Genomic DNA, 16,292 nt, shown 5'->3' on the forward strand with positions numbered 1-16,292 from the left:
GCGTTACTGAACGGCTTCGATTTTCTTGATCAGGTCGGCATACTTCGCGCCGTACTTTTCCCGTACCGGTGCGGTGGCGTCGTAGAAGGGTTTTTTGTCGACCTCGATGAACTCGACGCCGGCGGCCTTGAGTTTTTCTTCACTGGCAGCGGACTTCTTGTCCCACAGCACGCGCTCTTCGGCCTGGGCAGCCTTGGCGGCTGTCTTGACCAGCGCCTGTTGATCCGGCGTCAGTTTTTCCCAGGTGATTTTCGACATCACGATCGGCTCTGGCAGGATCAGGTGACCGGTGAGGCTGTAGTACTTCGCATTCTGGAAGTGGTTGTGTTCGAGCAGGGTTGGCGGGTTGTTCTCCGCACCGTCGATCACGCCGGTCTGCAGGGCGCTGAAGATCTCGCCGGTGTCCATCGCGATACCGTTGCCGCCCATGGCGTTCATCATGTCGATGAACATCGGGTTGCCTTGCACGCGGATTTTCATGCCCTTGAGGTCTTCGAGCTTGCGTACCGGTTTCTTGGTGTAGACGTTGCGCGTGCCACCGTCCATCCAGGCCAGGGCTACCAGGCCGAATTCAGAGTTGGTGATTTTGTCGAGGATCTCGTCGCCCACTGCGCCGTCGATGACGTTACGCATGTGTTGGTGATCGCGAAAGATGAACGGCATGTTGAACACGTTCACGTCCGGGACCACGGGGCCGACGATACCCAGGCTGACGCGAGACAGCTGTACGGCGCCGACTTGCATCTGCTCGATGACTTCCTTTTCGGAGCCGAGCACACCGCCGGGGAAGTATTGGAAGGTCAGTTCGCCGTTGGTCTCCTTGGTCAGGGTCTTGCCCATGTTTTCTTCGGCCACCACGGTGGGATAACCGGCGGGGTGAATGTCAGCGAATTTGAGTTGCAGTGCCTGAGCGGCGCCAGTGAAGGTAAACATCAGCGGGAGTGCAGCGGCCAGCAAGGTGCGTTTGAAGTTCATGGGGGTGAGTCTCCAGTCTTGTTATTGTTGTGTTCAAGGCGCAGCGGTGCAGCAGAGGCGGGTGTTACAGCAAATCGTCGAACAGCGGTTCCGGCAGGCCTTTGACGTTGGGGTTCAGGGCGAACACGCCACCGGCCAGGGATTGCGGGTCGTGGTCGTCGCCGGGGCGAATCGAGGTGACGAACAAGGTGTCCATCCGGGTTCCACCGAAGGCGCACATGGTCGGTTTTTTCACCGGTACGGCCAGCGAGAAGTCGAGTCGGCCGTCCGGCGCGAAACGGTGAATGAGGCCGGCGTCGTTGGCGCAGATCCAGTAGAAACCTTCGGCGTCCACGGCGGCTCCATCGGGGCGACCGGGGAAATGATTCATGTCGACGAAGACGCGGCGGTTCGACGGCGTGCCGGTCTCGGTGTCGTAATCGAACGCCCAGATCAGTTGCACGTCGGGGTGCGAATCGGACAGGTACATGGTTTTGCCGTCGGGGCTGAAACCGAGGCCGTTGGGCACGATGAAGCCGTCGAGCTGCGCTTCGATCACGCCAGACTGCCCGACGCCGTAGCGGTAGAGCCGGCCTTCGGGCGCATTCAGGCCCATGTTCAACACCATGCTGCCGGCCCAGAAGCGGCCCTGACGGTCGCAGCGACCATCGTTGAGACGCATGTCTTTGCGGCCGTGCTCGACGCTGGCAAGTCGTTCGCTGTCGAGGCTGCCGTCGCTGTGTGGGTGCAAATGAAAGAAGCCGCTTTCCATGCCTGCGACCCAGCCGCCACGGCTGTGGCGGGCGATGCAGGCGAGCATTTCCGGGGTTTTCCAGGCATGCACATGGCCCGTGTCAGCGCTCCAGCGTTGCAGGCCGCCGTTGGGAATATCCACCCAGTACAGCGCGTTTTCCTCTGCCACCCAGACCGGGCTTTCGCCCACGGCGTTGCGGGCATCAACGATCAATTCGGCTTGCATACTCATTCCTTTGCGTCGTTGTCAGAGTGATCAGTCGCCGAACGGTCCGGCGGCGACAAACGCGCCGCCCTGATAGATCCGCGCCGGGTCGTCGGCCGCCGGCATTGGCTGCGCCTCGACTTTTTCGCGGAACACTTCGGAGCTGTCCTTCGCCGCGAAGCCGAGGTGGCTGGCGAAGCGGTTGTCCCACCAGACGTCCTTGTTGGCGGACATGCCGTAGACCACGGTGTGGCCGACGTTCGGCGTGTACAGCGCGCGTTCGAGCAATTGCGTGAGGTCGTCGAAGCTCAGCCAGGTGTGCATCATTCGACGGTTTTGCGGCTCGGGGAACGAGGAGCCGATGCGGATGCTGACGGTCTCGATGCCGTAGCGATCGAAGTAGAAACTGGCCATGTCTTCGCCGTAGGACTTCGACAGTCCGTAGTAGCCATCGGGGCGGCGCGCGGAGCTGGCGTCGAGCGGTTCGTCCTGTTTGTAGAAGCCGATGACGTGGTTGGAACTGGCGAAGATCACCCGTTTCACGCCATGCCGGCGCGCGGCTTCGTAGATGTGAAACACGCCGCTGATGTTGGCGCCGAGGATCTCTTCGAAGGGCCGCTCGACGGAGACGCCGCCGAAATGCAGGATCGCATCGACGCCTTCGACCAGTTGATGCACGGCGTGTTTGTCGGCCAGATCGCAGAGGACGATTTCTTCGCGGTCATCGACGGCCGGGGCGAGGGCGGCGATGTCCGACAAGCGCAGGACATGGGTATAAGGGCGCATCCGTTCGCGCAGAACTTTGCCCAGACCACCGGCAGCGCCGGTCAGCAGCAGACGGTTGAACGGGGCGCGGGGAGTGGAGGTAGATGTCATGGCAATCCCTTACACGATTGTTATTAGGTTTGTTGTAGGTTGTCGTATGACTGCGCTGAAGTATCGGTAGGGTTTCCGGAACTTGTCAACGCGACTTTTGGTGTAGATGACGGAAGGCCTGGTTCCTCTCCCTTCAGCACAATTCCCTCCTTGCAATGCAATCCCCTGTAGGAGTGAGCCTGCTCGCGATAGCGGTGTGTCAGTTGAGGAAGAGGCGGCTGACACACCGCTATCGCGAGCAGGCGAAGGCCTACAGGGGGTTTGCGGCGCCTGGTGGTTACAACAACGAAATCGGATAACTGATAAAAATCCGGTTCTCGTCAAACTCGTTGGTGCTGAAGTCCCGGCGTATCGTCGCGTTGCGCCATTTCACGTTGAGGTTTTTCAGCGGCCCGCTCTGCACGGTGTAGGCCAGTTCCGACTCGCGGCCCCATTCCTTGCCGTCATTGGTGGTGGCGGTGTGCACGTTGTCGCCGCTGATGTAGCGGTTCATCAGAGTCAGACCGGGAACGCCGAGTACGACGAAGTTGTAGTCATGGCGCAACTGCCAGGAACGTTCCTTGGCGTTGTCATAACTGGCGTTGTAACTGTCGTTGGCGAGGGTGCCGCCGCTGGTGCCGTTGACCCGCATCCAGGCGTCGTCGCCGCTGAGTTTTTGCAGGCCGACATAGAACGTGTTGCCGCCGTATCTGGCCGAAAGCAGAGCGAACGCAGTCTTGTTGTCGAGGTCGCCGGCCTGGGCGCTGCCGTCTTCCTTGCCGGTGAAGAAACCGAGGTTGGCGCCCAGCGTCCAGTCGCCCACAGGCTGGCTATGGCTGAGATTGAAATACTGCTGCTGGTAGATGTCCGTGAGTTCGGCGTACCAAACACCAACCTGCGTGCGCTTGTCGTTGAAGCTGTACTCGCCGCCGCCGAAGTTGAAGCGATCGGAAGTGAACGCTCCGCGGCCGTTCATCGACATGTCTTCCATGCTCGCGTCGTTGCGCGGGCTGTTGCCACGGAACTGGCCGCCGTAGACGGTTAGGCCGTTGATTTCGGTGGAGGTGATCTGGCCGCCACGAAAAGTCTGCGGCAGCGAGCGGCCATCATCGGAACGCAGGATCGGCAGCACCGGCATCCATTCGCCGACCTTCAATTCAGTCTTCGAGACCTTGGCTTTCAGCGCTACGCCGAGCCGTCCGAAATTGTCCGCCGGGCGCCCGTCATCGTGGATCGGCAACAGTTGCGTGCCGCCCGTGCCTTTGCCGCCATCGAGCTTCTGCGAATACATCCCCAGCAGATCAAGGCCGAAACCGACGGTGCCCTGAGTGAAGCCGGATTTGGCGTCGAGGATGAAGTTCTGCGTCCACTCCTCAGCCTTGCCCTGCGGGTTGGCCGGGTTGACGAAGTTGCGGTTGAAGTAGGCGTTGCGCAGGTTCAGCGTGGCTTTGCTGTCGTCGAGAAAACCTTCGGCTTCGGCGCTCATCGGCAAGGCGAGGGCGAGGCTGCTGCAGCCGATCAGACTTAAAGCGGTACGCGGGCGGGTGACGGAAAGACGGGAAGGGCGGACGGAACTGCAGACGAGTGTGCTCACTGTGACGCTCCCTGTTTCGTTTGTTGTTTTTATTATTTGTTATACGTCGTCGTACAACATGGGTGCGGATATTTCCTAGGTTTTACGGGAATGTCAACAGCAAGTTGTGCGATGACTTAGCGTCGCGACGCAGATCTCTTTGTAGGAGCTGCGGCACGCTGCGATCTTTTGATCTTGCTTTTTAAAAAATCAAAATCAAAAGATCGCAGCCTCGTTTCACTCGACAGCTCCTACAAAGATTTGTGTTGTCCATGGGATGTGTGTTGCCGGTGAATTTGCGGCAAACTTCACCCACTCTCCGTACAAGGCCTTGCAATGGATCAATACGCCCCGCGCAACTGGCAGCCCCACGAAAAGCCCAGTCTGCCCGGTTCCCCCTCGACGCCGTTGCACTCCAACCCCAAGCGCCTGGCCTATGCGCTGGTGGGCGTGCTGGTGGCGGTGACCGGTGGCTTGGGCAACTCGCTGGTGGTGGCCAACCTGCCTTATCTGCAAGGCGCACTCGGCGCGACCACCGCCGAAATGGCCTGGCTGCCGGCGGCGTACGTGATGACCAACGTGTCGATGAACCTGCTGCTGGTGAAGTTTCGCCAGCAGTTTGGTTTGCGCGCGTTCACCGAGGTGTTCCTGGTGTTGTATGCGCTGGTGACCTTCGGCCATCTGTTCGTCAATGACCTCAATTCGGCGGTGGCGGTGCGGGCGGCGCACGGCATGGTCGGCGCGGCGCTCAGCTCGCTGGGCCTGTATTACATGGTCCAGGCGTTCCCGGCGAAGTGGCGGCTGAAGGCGCTGGTGCTCGGCCTCGGCACTTCCCAACTGGCGCTGCCGTTGGCGCGATTATTTTCCGAAGACTTGCTGCAGATTGCCGAGTGGCGCGGCTTGTACCTGTTCGAACTGGGCATGGCGTTGCTGTCGCTCGGCTGCGTATTGCTGCTCAAGTTACCGCCCGGCGACCGCTTCAAAACCTTCGAAAAACTCGACTTTCTCACCTTCGCCATTCTCGCCACCGGCGTGGCGCTGCTGTGTGCGGTGTTGTCGCTGGGGCGGATCGATTGGTGGCTGGAGGCCGACTGGATCGGCTATGCGTTGGCTGCTTCGATTGCCTTGATCATCGCCGGCCTGGCCATCGAACATAACCGCAGCAATCCGCTGCTGATGACCCGTTGGCTTGGCAGCGGAACGATGATCCGCCTGGCGCTGGCGGTGACCCTGATTCGCATGGTCACCTCGGAGCAGTCCACCGGTGCGGTCGGTTTCATGCAGAACCTGAACATGGGCTACGAGCAGTTGCACAGCCTGTATGTGGTGATGCTGATCGGCAGCGTCGCGGGTTTGGTGACCAGCGCACTGACGATCGACCCCAAGCACCTGCTGATGCCGTTGATCATCTCGCTGGGTCTGATGGCCACCGGGTCGGTGATGGACAGCTTTTCCAACAACCTGACCCGGCCGGAAAACCTCTATTTCAGTCAGTTTCTGCTGGCCTTCGGCAGCACATTTTTCCTCGGCCCGACCATGGTTTTCGGTACGCGCAACGTGCTGACCAATCCGCGCAATCTGGTGAGCTTTTCCGTGTTGTTCGGGATCTGTAACAACCTCGGCGGCCTGCTCGGTGCGGCGCTGCTGGGCACCTTCCAGATCGTCCGGGAAAAATTTCATTCCAGTCACATCGTTGAGCACCTGACGCTGTCTGACCCGTTGGTGGCTGCGCGCGTGCAGAGCGGCGGCTCGGCGTACGGTTCGCTGTTGGCCGATCCGAGTCTGCGCAACCTGGCGGGGATTCGCAGCCTGGCCAACGCTGCCACCCGTGAGGCCAATGTGCTGGCCTATAACGATGTGTTCATGCTGATCGCCGTGATTGCGGTGTTGACCATGATCTGGCTGTCCATTCGTGCGCTGTGGCTGATGAGCACCACCAAAGCCGTCGCCACGGCGCCATCCACACCTTCGAGCGGTGCCACTTCTTCATGACCGAACCGACCACCACAACCACCAATGCCATCGCTGCCACGCCCGAGGGTGAGGCGCCGCCGTCATCGCCAAACACCGAGCCACGTTCGCTGCGGGTGCGGATTATTTCCTCGCTGGGGTTTGCCGCGATTGCCATCGTTGGTGTGCTGATCGTGCTGTATGCCTGGCAATTGCCGCCGTTCAGCAGTGCGGTCGAAACCACCGAAAACGCGTTGGTGCGCGGGCAGGTGACGATCATCGGCCCGCAGCTCGCCGGTTATGTCTATGAAGTGCCGGTGCAGGATTTCCAGTACGTGAAGGCTGGCGATTTGTTGGTGCGCCTGGACGACCGCATCTATCAGCAGCGTCTCGACCAGTCACTGGCACAACTGGCGGTGCAGAAGGCTGCATTGGCCAATGTGGTGCAGCAACGCAACAGCGCCGAGGCGACGATCAAATTGCGCCAGGCCGTACAGGCTGACAGCGAAGCGCAGTTGCGTAAAAGCGAGGCGGATCTGCGCCGCAACAAGGAATTGGTTAGCGACGGTTCGGTGTCCAAGCGCGAGATGGACGTCGCGCTGGCGGCGAATGCGCAGAGTGTCGCAGCGGTGGCGCAGGCCAAGGCCAATCTGGAAATTGCCCGCCAGGATCTGCAAACGGTGATCGTCAATCGCGGCTCGCTGGAAGCGGCAGTGGCCAGCGCCGAAGCGGCGGTGCAACTGGCGCGAATCGATCTGTCGAATACGCGCATCGTTGCCCCGCGTGACGGTCAGCTCGGGCAGATCGGCGTGCGCCTCGGCGCCTACGTCAACTCCGGGGCGCAGTTGATGGCGTTGGTGCCGAACCAGAAATGGGTGATCGCCAACATGAAGGAAACCCAGATGGACAACGTGCGCGTCGGGCAACCGGTGCGCTTCACTGTCGATGCGCTGAACCACCGCAAATTCACTGGGCATGTGCAGCATATTTCGCCGGGCACCGGTTCTGAATTTGCTCTGTTGCAGGCGGATAACGCTACTGGCAACTTTGTGAAAATCGCTCAGCGGGTGCCGGTGCGGATCACCATCGATCCGGATCAGCAGGAAGAGGAACGGTTGCGGCCGGGGATGTCGGTAGTGGTCAGTATCGACACCGCCGCCGGCAACACCCAGCCCCACTGATCAACACGCAGATCCAATTGTAGGAGTGAGCCTGCTCGCGATAGCGGTGTGTCAGTCGAAACATTCGTCACTGGCACACCGCTATCGCGAGCAGGCTCACTCCTACAGGGGATCTCTGTGGTCTTCAGGTGGTGATCATCGGGGGCAGGGTACCGAGCAGCGAGACAGCCGCCACCGCGCCAATGCCCAGCAGCCATTCGAGCATCACACTGCGCCTGAGCGCGGCCATGCGCTGCTCGCAATCCTCAACCCGCAAGCGGTTGAACAGCGCCAACCCAAGCATCCCCAGCACGATCAGCGCCTTGATCAACAGAATCAAGGCAAACCCGCTGAACAACGGCGTCGGCCACCACTGGCCGGTCAGCACGCGCACATTGATCAAACCGGTGATCAGCAGCCCGGCGACCAGCGCATAACCGACGCCGCTGAAGCGCCGCAAAACTTCACGCATCGGCTCCGTCGGCTGACGCAAAATCATCACCAGCAACCACAACCCGCCCAGCCACGCCGCCACGCAGGTCAGATGCACGATCTGGTTGAGAATCAGTAATTGCCCGCTCAGCCCGTCGAGCATCGCACCATGCCCGACCGGTGCCAGGGTCGCCAGCAGCAACGCGCTCAAGCCCAATCGCAACGGCATGCTTGAACGCCAAGGTGTGAACAGCAACGCCAACAGCACAGCATTGATCAGCAGATGCCAACGCCACACCTGACCAAAAAACGTATGGCCCAGCACCAGCGCAACCGTGTCCGGATCAAACGCCGCCGCTGCCGAACCGGCCATGCTCGCGGTGATCAACAACGCCCAGGCGATCCCGCTGACCAGCGCCACCGCAGCCAGCCAACGCGCCAGTCGCGCCAGGTGCCGATCCACTTGCAGCGCTTCATCCTTGAGCAGCAACGGCCTGAACAGCCAGGCCCCGAACAGCATCAACACCACGATGAAATGCACAAAGCGGCACAGCACCAGCGCTTCACTCATGAATTACTGGCCCACCTTGAACTGATAAGCGCCTTCGCTTTTGTGCGTGTCGACCGACACTGCATGCCATTCGACCTTGTATTCGCCAGCGGTCAGCGGCGCGGCGGGGGTGACGATCAGGGTTTTCTTGTCGCCTTCGGTGGTCAGTGCTTTGACGGCGACCGGCGCGCCATCGCGGGTGACGGTGACTTTGGTGAAACTGGCTTCAACACCTTCGGAAAAGGTCAGGCGCAAATCGGACGGCGCGGCGACGGTGCTGTCGGCGGCGGGGGTCTGGCTTTCAAGGTGGGCGTGGGCGAATACAGAAGATGCGGCGAACAGCGAAGCGAGCAGGGCAGTGGTGGTCAGGACGTTCTTGAACAGCATCGCGAATACCTTTGGGGCAGGAGTGAAGAAGCGTCAGTTTAGCCATCCGCTGACGCCAGTACGAAGTTTTGTTTGCAGCGGTCGCCCGCGCACCAGAGCGGATGCTAGTCTTGGGCAACGCTGTTGTCAGGGAGCCCTCATGGGCAATCACAAGATCGAGATTCGTCGCAGTAACGTCGAGAAAATCCTCCTGGCGGCGGAGAAAGTCTTCGCTGAAAAAGGTTTCGGTGGCACCGCCATGGCGGACATCGCGGCTGAAGTACAACTGCCGCGTTCCAACCTGCATTACTACTTCAGCACCAAGAGCGAGCTGTACAGCGCGGTGCTGTTCGACCTGCTGGAAGTGTGGAAACAGGACGCGCTGTGCTTCGAGATGTTCGACGACCCGCGCGTGGTGCTGAGCAGCTACATCCGCGCCAAGATGAACCACTCGCGCAGTCGGCCGTACGGCTCGAAAGTCTGGGCCAACGAAATCATCCACGGCGCGCCAACCTTGGGTGAGGCGCTGGATGTCAGCCTGTATGACTGGGCGAAGATGAAGGAAGCGAAGATTCGTCAGTGGGTCGAGGACAAGCGGATTCTGCCGGTTGAGCCGTCGAGTCTGCTGTACATGATCTGGGCGTCGACCCAGCACTATGCCGACTTTGATCATCAGGTGAATATTCTGAATGAACATCAGCCGTTGTCGGATATGCAGTTTGAGCGGGCGGTGCAGACGGTGACGAGTGTGATATTGCGTGGGATCGGGTTGGAGCCCTGAAGCAGACCCTCACCCCAGCCCTCTCCCGGAGGGAGAGGGGGCCGACCGAGGTGTCTTGTGAGGTACATCGACCTGAAAAATTCAGTCGATTATGGTTCAAAAAGCCGTCCGAGCCTGTGCCTGTTTCGATTAAGGATTCAAAGCAGTTCTTACCTGTGAACCCCTAGTCGATTATGGATTCACAACAGCACTTTCAGGTCGGCGGAGTTTGCCAGCATCCCCCAATCAGTCCCCTCTCCCTTTGGGAGAGGGTTAGGGTGAGGGGGCTGTTGGATCAGTCGGCAATCTAGACCGCAACGTGATACGGATTGCGCGGATCATGATTCCAGTCCAGAAACGGCTTGCCAGTCTCCATCGGCACCATCTCGATGCAATCCGCCACCGGACAAGTGATCTGGCACAAGTTACAACCCACACACTCCTCATCAATCACTTCATATTTATGCGTGCCGTCCGCCTGCTTCAGACTGCCAATCGCCTGGTGTGAAGTGTCCTCACAAGCAATGTGGCAACGCCCGCAACCAATGCACGCGTCCTGGTCAATCTTCGCGATCACCTGATAGTTGATGTCGAGGTACTTCCAGTCGGTGGTATTGCCCACCGCACGCCCGGAAAACTCGGCAATGTTGGCGTAACCCTGACTGTCCATCCACCGCGACAGCCCATCCTTCATCTCCTCGACAATGCGGAAACCATGCAGCATCGCCGCCGTGCACACCTGCACCGCGCCGCTGCCCAACGCCATGAATTCTGCCGCATCGCGCCAACTGCCAATACCGCCAATGCCACAGATCGGCAGGCCCTGGGTCTGTGGATCGCGGGCAATCTCGGCGACCATGTTCAGCGCAATCGGCTTCACCGCCGAACCGCAATAACCGCCATGGGTGCTTTTGCTGCCGACGGTGGGCAGGGCGACCATGTGCTCCAGATCGACGCTGGTGATCGAGTTGATCGTATTGATCAGCGACACCGCATCGGCACCACCGCGATGGGCCGCGCGGGCGGCGACACGGATGTCAGTGATGTTCGGCGTCAGCTTGACGATTACCGGCAGCGAGCAATAAGTCTTGCACCAGCGCGTGACTTGCTCGACGTACTCCGGCACCTGACCGACCGCCGCGCCCATGCCGCGCTCGGGCATGCCGTGCGGGCAGCCGAAATTCAGTTCGATGCCGTCAGCGCCCGTTGCTTCGACCAGCGGCAGAATGTGTTTCCACGACTCCTCGACGCACGGCACCATCAGCGAAACGATCAGCGCGCGATCCGGCCAATCCTTCTTCACTTGAGTGATTTCGCGCAGGTTGATTTCCAGCGAACGGTCGGTGATCAACTCGATGTTATTGATACCGAGCACTTCACGGTTGTTGCCGTAATGCGCCGAGTAACGCGAGGACACGTTGACGGCCGCCGGGTCCTCACCGAGGGTTTTCCAGACCACGCCACCCCAGCCGGCTTCAAAGGCACGGACCACGTTGTAAGCCTTGTCAGTCGGTGGCGCGGAGGCCAGCCAGAACGGATTCGGCGCTTTGATGCCAGCGAAGACAATCGACAAATCGGCCATTTACGCAGCCTCCACGTTAAGCATCAGTTGAACGTTGATCGCCTCGGCGGCGCGTTTGCCGTGCTGCACGGCTTGCACGGTGAGGTCCTGATCGAGGCTGGTGCAGTCGCCGCCGGCATACACGCCGGGGATGCTGGTGCGCAGGTTTTCATCGACGTAGATGCGTTCGCCCTGACGCTTGAGTTCACGGGCCAGCGGGTCGGCGAGGGCGCTGCTGTCGAAGGCCTGGCCGATGGCTTTGAAGATCGCGTCGGCGGCCAGTTCGAAGGTTTCGCCGGTGGTTTGCAGGCGACCGTCGACCAGATCGGTGCGGGCGAAACGCATGCCGCGCACATGACCCTGAGCGTCGAGCAGCACCTCTTCCGGTTGCGCCCAGGTCATCAGGCGTACCTGATTGGCTTTGGCGATGTCTTGTTCGTGACCGGTGGCGCCCATGTCCGCCGCGCCACGGCGATACACCAGATTCACATCACGGGCACCGAGGCGGGCCATTTGCACGGCCATGTCGATCGCGGTGTTGCCGGCGCCGAGGACGATGCAGCGCTCGGCCAGCGGCAGTTGCGTGAGGTCATCGGTCTGGCGCAGTTCGCGGATGTAATCGGTGGCGGCGAGCAGACCGGGTGCATCTTCGTGAGGTAAACCGAGTTGCTTGCTGGCATTCAGGCCGAGGCCGAGGAACACCGCGTCGAACTGTTGATGCAGTTCACTCAGCGTCAGATTCTCGCCGAGTTTTTGCCCATGACGAATCTCGATGCCGCCGATCTGCAAGAGGAAATCCAATTCCTTCTGCGCATAGTCGTCGACCAGTTTGTACTTGGCGATCCCGTATTCATTGAGACCGCCAGCCTTCTCCCGTGCTTCGAAAATCACCACGTCGTGACCGTGCATGGCGCTGCGGTGAGCGCAGGACAACCCGGCAGGACCGGCGCCGACCACGGCAATCTTTTTGCCGCTGGCGGCGGCGCGCTGGAACGGATGTTCGGTGAAGTGTGCGTTGTCGACGGCGTAGCGTTGCAGCAGGCCGATCAGCACCGGCGCGCATTCCTGAGCGTTGTTGCGCACGCAGGCTTGCTGGCAAAGGATTTCTGTCGGACACACCCGCGCGCAGCTGCCGCCGAGGATGTTCGCCGAGAGGATTTTCTGTGCGGCACCGGTCACATTGTCCTGGTGGATATTGCGGATGAACGACGGGATGTCGATCTCGCTCGGGCACGCATTCACGCACGGCGCGTCGTAGCAATACAGGCAGCGCGAGGCTTCCAGATGTGCCTGCCGATCGTTGAGCGGTGGCGCCAGATCGGTGAAATGCCCGGCGAGGGCGGCCGCGCTTTCGTGCGGGTGGGGGAGATGGTTGAGGGTCTCGATCACGGTTTTGTGCCTCACGGTTTTTTAGGTTCTCTGCCTCTAATGGGCAGTGGTTTTTGTGTTGTTTGAACTGACGCCATCGCGAGCAGGCTCACTCCTACAGGTGTACGCATTCCAAATGTAGGAGTGAGCCTGCTCGCGATGAGGCCGAAGGCCTCGCGTTAGCGCTTCACGGCAGTCGGACGATGTTGCTCAGCCCGCTTGCTCAGCAAATCAAACACCGCCGGGTACGCCGGCCGTTCGATATACCGCCCGGCACCGCGCTCGGCGCGCAGGTCGCCATCGGCCCAGACCACCCGGCCCTGGCTGACGGTATGGCTCGGCACGCCGCGCACGGTCTTGCCTTCGAAGATGTTGAAATCCACCTGCTGATGGTGGGTCTTGGCGGAAATGGTGCGGGTGCCTTGCGGATCCCACAGCACCAGATCGGCATCGGCGCCGATGCGAATCGCGCCTTTGCGCGGATAGAGATTGAAAATCTTCGCGGTGTTGGTGGAGGTGAGGGCGACGAAATCTTGCATCGACAAACGCCCGGAATTAACCCCCTCATCCCAAAGCACCGCCATGCGATCTTCGATGCCGGCCGTACCGTTGGGAATCTTGCTGAAGTCATCGCGCCCGGCGGCTTTTTGCTCGGCGCAGAAGCAGCAGTGGTCAGTCGCGGTGGTGTGCAGATTGCCGTTTTGCAGCCCGTGCCACAGCGCCTCCTGATGACCGCGCGGGCGGAACGGCGGGCTCATCACGTAACCGGCAGCGGTCTGCCAGTCCGGGTGTTGATAGACGCTGTCGTCGAGCAGCAAATGCCCGGCCAGCACTTCGCCGTACACCGGCTGACCCTTGCTGCGCGCATAGGTGATTTCGTCGAGGGCTTCCTTGGTCGAGACGTGCACCAGGTACAGCGGTGTGCCAATGGTTTCGGCGATGCGAATCGCCCGGCTCGCCGCTTCACCTTCAACCTGCGACGGCCGCGATAGCGGATGCGCCTCCGGCCCGGTGATGCCCTGGGCCATCAATTTACGTTGCAGGTGATAGACCAGCTCGCCATTTTCCGCGTGCACGGTCGGCACGGCGCCGAGCTCCAGACACCGCTCGAAACTCGCCACCAGCGTGTCATCGGCGGCCATGATCGCGTTCTTGTAGGCCATGAAATGCTTGAAGCTGTTGATGCCGTGATGGCTGACCAGCTCGGCCATTTCCTCACGCACCTGCTCGCTCCACCAGGTGATCGCGACGTGGAAGCCATAGTCGGAAGCCGACTTTTCCGCCCAGCCGCGCCACTGATGAAAGGCTTCCATCAGCGACTGCTGCGGATTGGGAATCACGAAATCGATGATCGACGTGGTGCCGCCGGCCAGACCGGCCGCCGTGCCACTGTAGAAATCCTCACTGGCCACGGTGCCCATGAACGGTAGTTGCATGTGCGTGTGCGGATCGATGCCGCCGGGCATCAGGTATTGGCCACTGCCGTCGAGCACTTCGGCGCCGGCGGGAATATCAAGGTTTTCACCGATGGCTTTGATCACTCCGTCGGCGCAATAGACGTCGGCGCGATAACTTTCATCATGGGTAACAACGGTGGCGCCACGGATCAACAGAGACATTCCGAGTTCCTCGCAGGCATTGACCGACTTGTGTCGGTTCTAGATGTTTTATTGATGTACAGCGTTGCAGGGTGTATTCCTGTCAGCGCTGTCAGGAATAGAAACTAGTCGCAGATTTGCAATAGAGCAAGATTATTTTTTATAAGCTTATGACTGTTTTAAATGTTTGAAAAATAACGATAAAAACAGAAAATCACCAAAATGGTGAGGCTGCTCACCATTTTGACGCACTTGACAGGATGGAAATATGAGCAAGATTTCCTATGTGAAATCAGCCGCTTGAAGTTGAGCTGCGGTTGCTCGCTCACGATGAAAAAAAGTGCAGTGCACCAGATTGAGTCCTGTCTGTTCGGACAACTTGCCAGGTGTTTAGCCTGAGCACTCAGACAAGTTTCCGCGAACTCATCCGGTGAATAATTAAAACTGATGAATATCAGAAAGTTGCAATGCGTTTTAACCACGGCCCGATGCGCAAGCGGGGCACCCGGCACGTTTATTGATGCCGCCGCTGACACCATGGCCGGTGCACGAAAGTTGTCAGTTCCTCCGGCCATCGTCCGGCTCGCACCCTCGTGTGTCAGCCGCCTGATGAGCAAAAAAATAATCAGAAGAACAGTGGAGCGGCCATGCAACAGAACAGATCGCAAGTGACCGAGCGCGACGGCTTGTTCGAACTCGAAGCCGGCAGTGACGTCCTCGACAGTCCCCGTTACAACCACGACATGGCACCGACCAAGGTGCGCGAACGAACCTGGAACAAATGGCACATCACCGCGCTGTGGGTCGGCATGTCGATCTGCGTGCCGACCTACACCCTCGGCGGCGTGCTCACCGCCTACTTTGGCCTGACCGTCGGTGAAGCGTTACTGGCAATTCTGTTCGCCAACGTCATCGTGCTGATTCCGCTCACGCTCAACGCCTTTCCCGGCACCAAGTACGGCATCCCGTTTCCGGTGTTGCTGCGCTCATCGTTCGGCATTCTCGGTTCCAACGTGCCGTGCCTGATTCGGGCGCTGGTGGCGTGTGGCTGGTTCGGTATTCAAACGATGTTTGGCGGGTTGGCGATTCACCTGTTTCTCGGCTCGGTGTTCGAGGGCTGGAAATCCCTCGGCGGCACCGGGGAGGTGATTGGCTTCATGATCTTCTGGGCGCTGAACCTGTGGGTGGTGATTCGTGGCGCCGAGTCGATCAAATGGCTGGAAACCTTGTCGGCGCCGCTGTTGGTGGCGGTCGGCATCGGGCTGCTGGTGTGGGCGATGCCCAATGTGTCGATGACCGAACTGTTGGCGATTCCGGCCAAGCGTCCGGAGGGTGCCAGCGTGGTCAGTTACTTTGCGGCGGGGCTGACCGCGATGGTTGGCTTCTGGGCCACGTTGTCGCTGAACATTCCGGACTTCAGCCGTTACGCCAAAAGCCAGAAAGATCAGATTCTCGGGCAGATTTTCGGCCTGCCGCTGACCATGTTTCTGTTCGCTTCGCTCGGCGTGATCATGACGGCCGCCTCGGTGAAACTGGTCGGTGTGACCGTCTCCGATCCGGTCACTCTGATCGGTCATATCCAGAGTCCGGTGTGGGTTGCAGTGGCGATGGCGTTGATCATCATCGCCACGCTGTCGACCAACACCGCCGCCAATATCGTCTCACCGACCAACGACTTTCAGAACATCGCGCCCAAAGTCATCAATCGCACTAAAGCGGTGTTGCTGACCGGCATTGTCGGGCTGGCGCTGATGGGTCATGAGCTGCTGAAAAAACTCGGTTTGATTGTTTCCGATGTCAGCCTGGAAACCGTGTATTCCAACTGGTTACTGGGTTATTCGAGCCTGCTCGGGCCGATTGCCGGGATCATGGTGGTGGACTATTTCCTGATCAAGAAACAGCAACTGGACCTCGCTGGGTTGTACCGCGATGACGTGTATCCGGCGTGGAACTGGGCCGGTTTTGTGGCGTTTGGCGTGCCGGTGGTGCTGACCTTGCTGTCGCTGGGCAGCGATGCGTTCAGCTGGTTCTACAGCTATGGCTGGTTCACCGGCTCGGCGCTGGGCGGGATTATTTATTACGGGTTGTGCGTGATGCGTGCGCAGCCCTCGGTCGTGAAGTCGGCGGTGTAACACATGATCGTTCCCACGCTCTGCGTGGGAATGCAGCCCGGGACGCTCCGCGTCCCAACAGCGGACGCAGAGCGT

13 protein-coding genes are annotated in these 16,292 nt (G+C 59.9%); 4 read left to right on the forward strand and 9 right to left on the reverse strand.

The annotated features are described in order from the left end of the window. Positions 1–3: 3 nt before the first annotated feature. The 4 genes from CKW17_RS01110 to CKW17_RS01125 all read right to left on the reverse strand — a co-directional run bounded on the left by CKW17_RS01110 (position 4) and on the right by CKW17_RS01125 (position 4,361). A complete protein-coding gene (locus tag CKW17_RS01110) occupies positions 4–975 on the reverse strand; it encodes a TRAP transporter substrate-binding protein (RefSeq protein WP_095118327.1) in 972 nt (323 codons plus the stop codon). Positions 976–1,039: 64 nt separating this feature from the next. After that, positions 1,040–1,933 carry an SMP-30/gluconolactonase/LRE family protein gene (locus CKW17_RS01115; RefSeq protein ID WP_095118328.1) on the reverse strand — a complete coding sequence of 298 codons (894 nt, stop codon included), beginning with the start codon at positions 1,931–1,933 and terminating at the stop codon, positions 1,040–1,042. Positions 1,934–1,963: 30 nt separating this feature from the next. Further along, positions 1,964–2,788, reverse strand: coding sequence for an NAD(P)-dependent oxidoreductase (locus CKW17_RS01120; RefSeq protein ID WP_095118329.1), 825 nt, complete (start codon positions 2,786–2,788; stop codon positions 1,964–1,966). Positions 2,789–3,065: 277 nt separating this feature from the next. After that, a complete protein-coding gene (locus CKW17_RS01125; protein ID WP_095118330.1) occupies positions 3,066–4,361 on the reverse strand; it encodes an OprD family porin in 1,296 nt (431 codons plus the stop codon). A 315-nt stretch (positions 4,362–4,676) separates the two neighbouring features. Between CKW17_RS01125 and CKW17_RS01130 the strand changes: the two genes are divergently transcribed. Next, complete coding sequence (locus CKW17_RS01130; protein ID WP_095118331.1) at positions 4,677–6,332, forward strand: MFS transporter; 1,656 nt, start codon at positions 4,677–4,679, stop codon at positions 6,330–6,332. After that, positions 6,329–7,471, forward strand: coding sequence for an HlyD family secretion protein (locus CKW17_RS01135; RefSeq protein ID WP_095118332.1), 1,143 nt, complete (start codon positions 6,329–6,331; stop codon positions 7,469–7,471). The genes CKW17_RS01130 and CKW17_RS01135 overlap by 4 nt, the downstream gene beginning before the upstream one ends. Positions 7,472–7,595: 124 nt before the next feature. On the opposite strand, the gene copD is transcribed toward CKW17_RS01135, so the two are convergent. Both copD and copC read right to left on the reverse strand, forming a co-directional pair. Next, positions 7,596–8,453, reverse strand: a complete 858-nt coding sequence (gene copD / locus CKW17_RS01140) for a copper homeostasis membrane protein CopD (protein ID WP_095118333.1) — start codon at positions 8,451–8,453, stop codon at positions 7,596–7,598. Between the two features lie 3 nt (positions 8,454–8,456). Continuing rightward, positions 8,457–8,819, reverse strand: coding sequence for a copper homeostasis periplasmic binding protein CopC (gene copC / locus CKW17_RS01145; RefSeq protein ID WP_095118334.1), 363 nt, complete (start codon positions 8,817–8,819; stop codon positions 8,457–8,459). Positions 8,820–8,958: 139 nt separating this feature from the next. On the opposite strand from copC, the gene CKW17_RS01150 reads away from it, so the two are divergent. Then, positions 8,959–9,579, forward strand: coding sequence for a TetR/AcrR family transcriptional regulator (locus CKW17_RS01150; protein WP_038365564.1), 621 nt, complete (start codon positions 8,959–8,961; stop codon positions 9,577–9,579). Positions 9,580–9,865: 286 nt separating this feature from the next. Here CKW17_RS01150 and preA read toward each other — a convergent pair whose 3' ends face one another. The 3 genes from preA to hydA form a co-directional block, all read right to left on the reverse strand. After that, complete coding sequence (gene preA, locus CKW17_RS01155; protein ID WP_077573438.1) at positions 9,866–11,140, reverse strand: NAD-dependent dihydropyrimidine dehydrogenase subunit PreA; 1,275 nt, start codon at positions 11,138–11,140, stop codon at positions 9,866–9,868. Beyond that, the gene (locus tag CKW17_RS01160) at positions 11,141–12,508 is read right to left on the reverse strand and encodes an NAD(P)-dependent oxidoreductase (protein ID WP_095118335.1); all 1,368 of its coding nucleotides are present in this window, start codon (positions 12,506–12,508) and stop codon (positions 11,141–11,143) included. A gap of 158 nt (positions 12,509–12,666) precedes the next feature. After that, entirely contained in the window at positions 12,667–14,106 is a 1,440-nt protein-coding gene (gene hydA, locus CKW17_RS01165) for a dihydropyrimidinase (protein WP_095118336.1), read from the reverse strand. A gap of 626 nt (positions 14,107–14,732) precedes the next feature. Here hydA and CKW17_RS01170 point away from each other — a divergent pair. Then, positions 14,733–16,217: an NCS1 family nucleobase:cation symporter-1 gene (locus tag CKW17_RS01170; protein ID WP_095118337.1), complete on the forward strand. Its 1,485-nt coding sequence runs from the start codon at positions 14,733–14,735 to the stop codon at positions 16,215–16,217. Positions 16,218–16,292: the final 75 nt, after the last annotated feature.

Origin of the sequence: Pseudomonas sp. Irchel s3f10, from assembly GCF_900187515.1 — a bacterium.
GTDB classification, from domain to species: Bacteria; Pseudomonadota; Gammaproteobacteria; order Pseudomonadales; family Pseudomonadaceae; genus Aquipseudomonas; species Aquipseudomonas tensinigenes.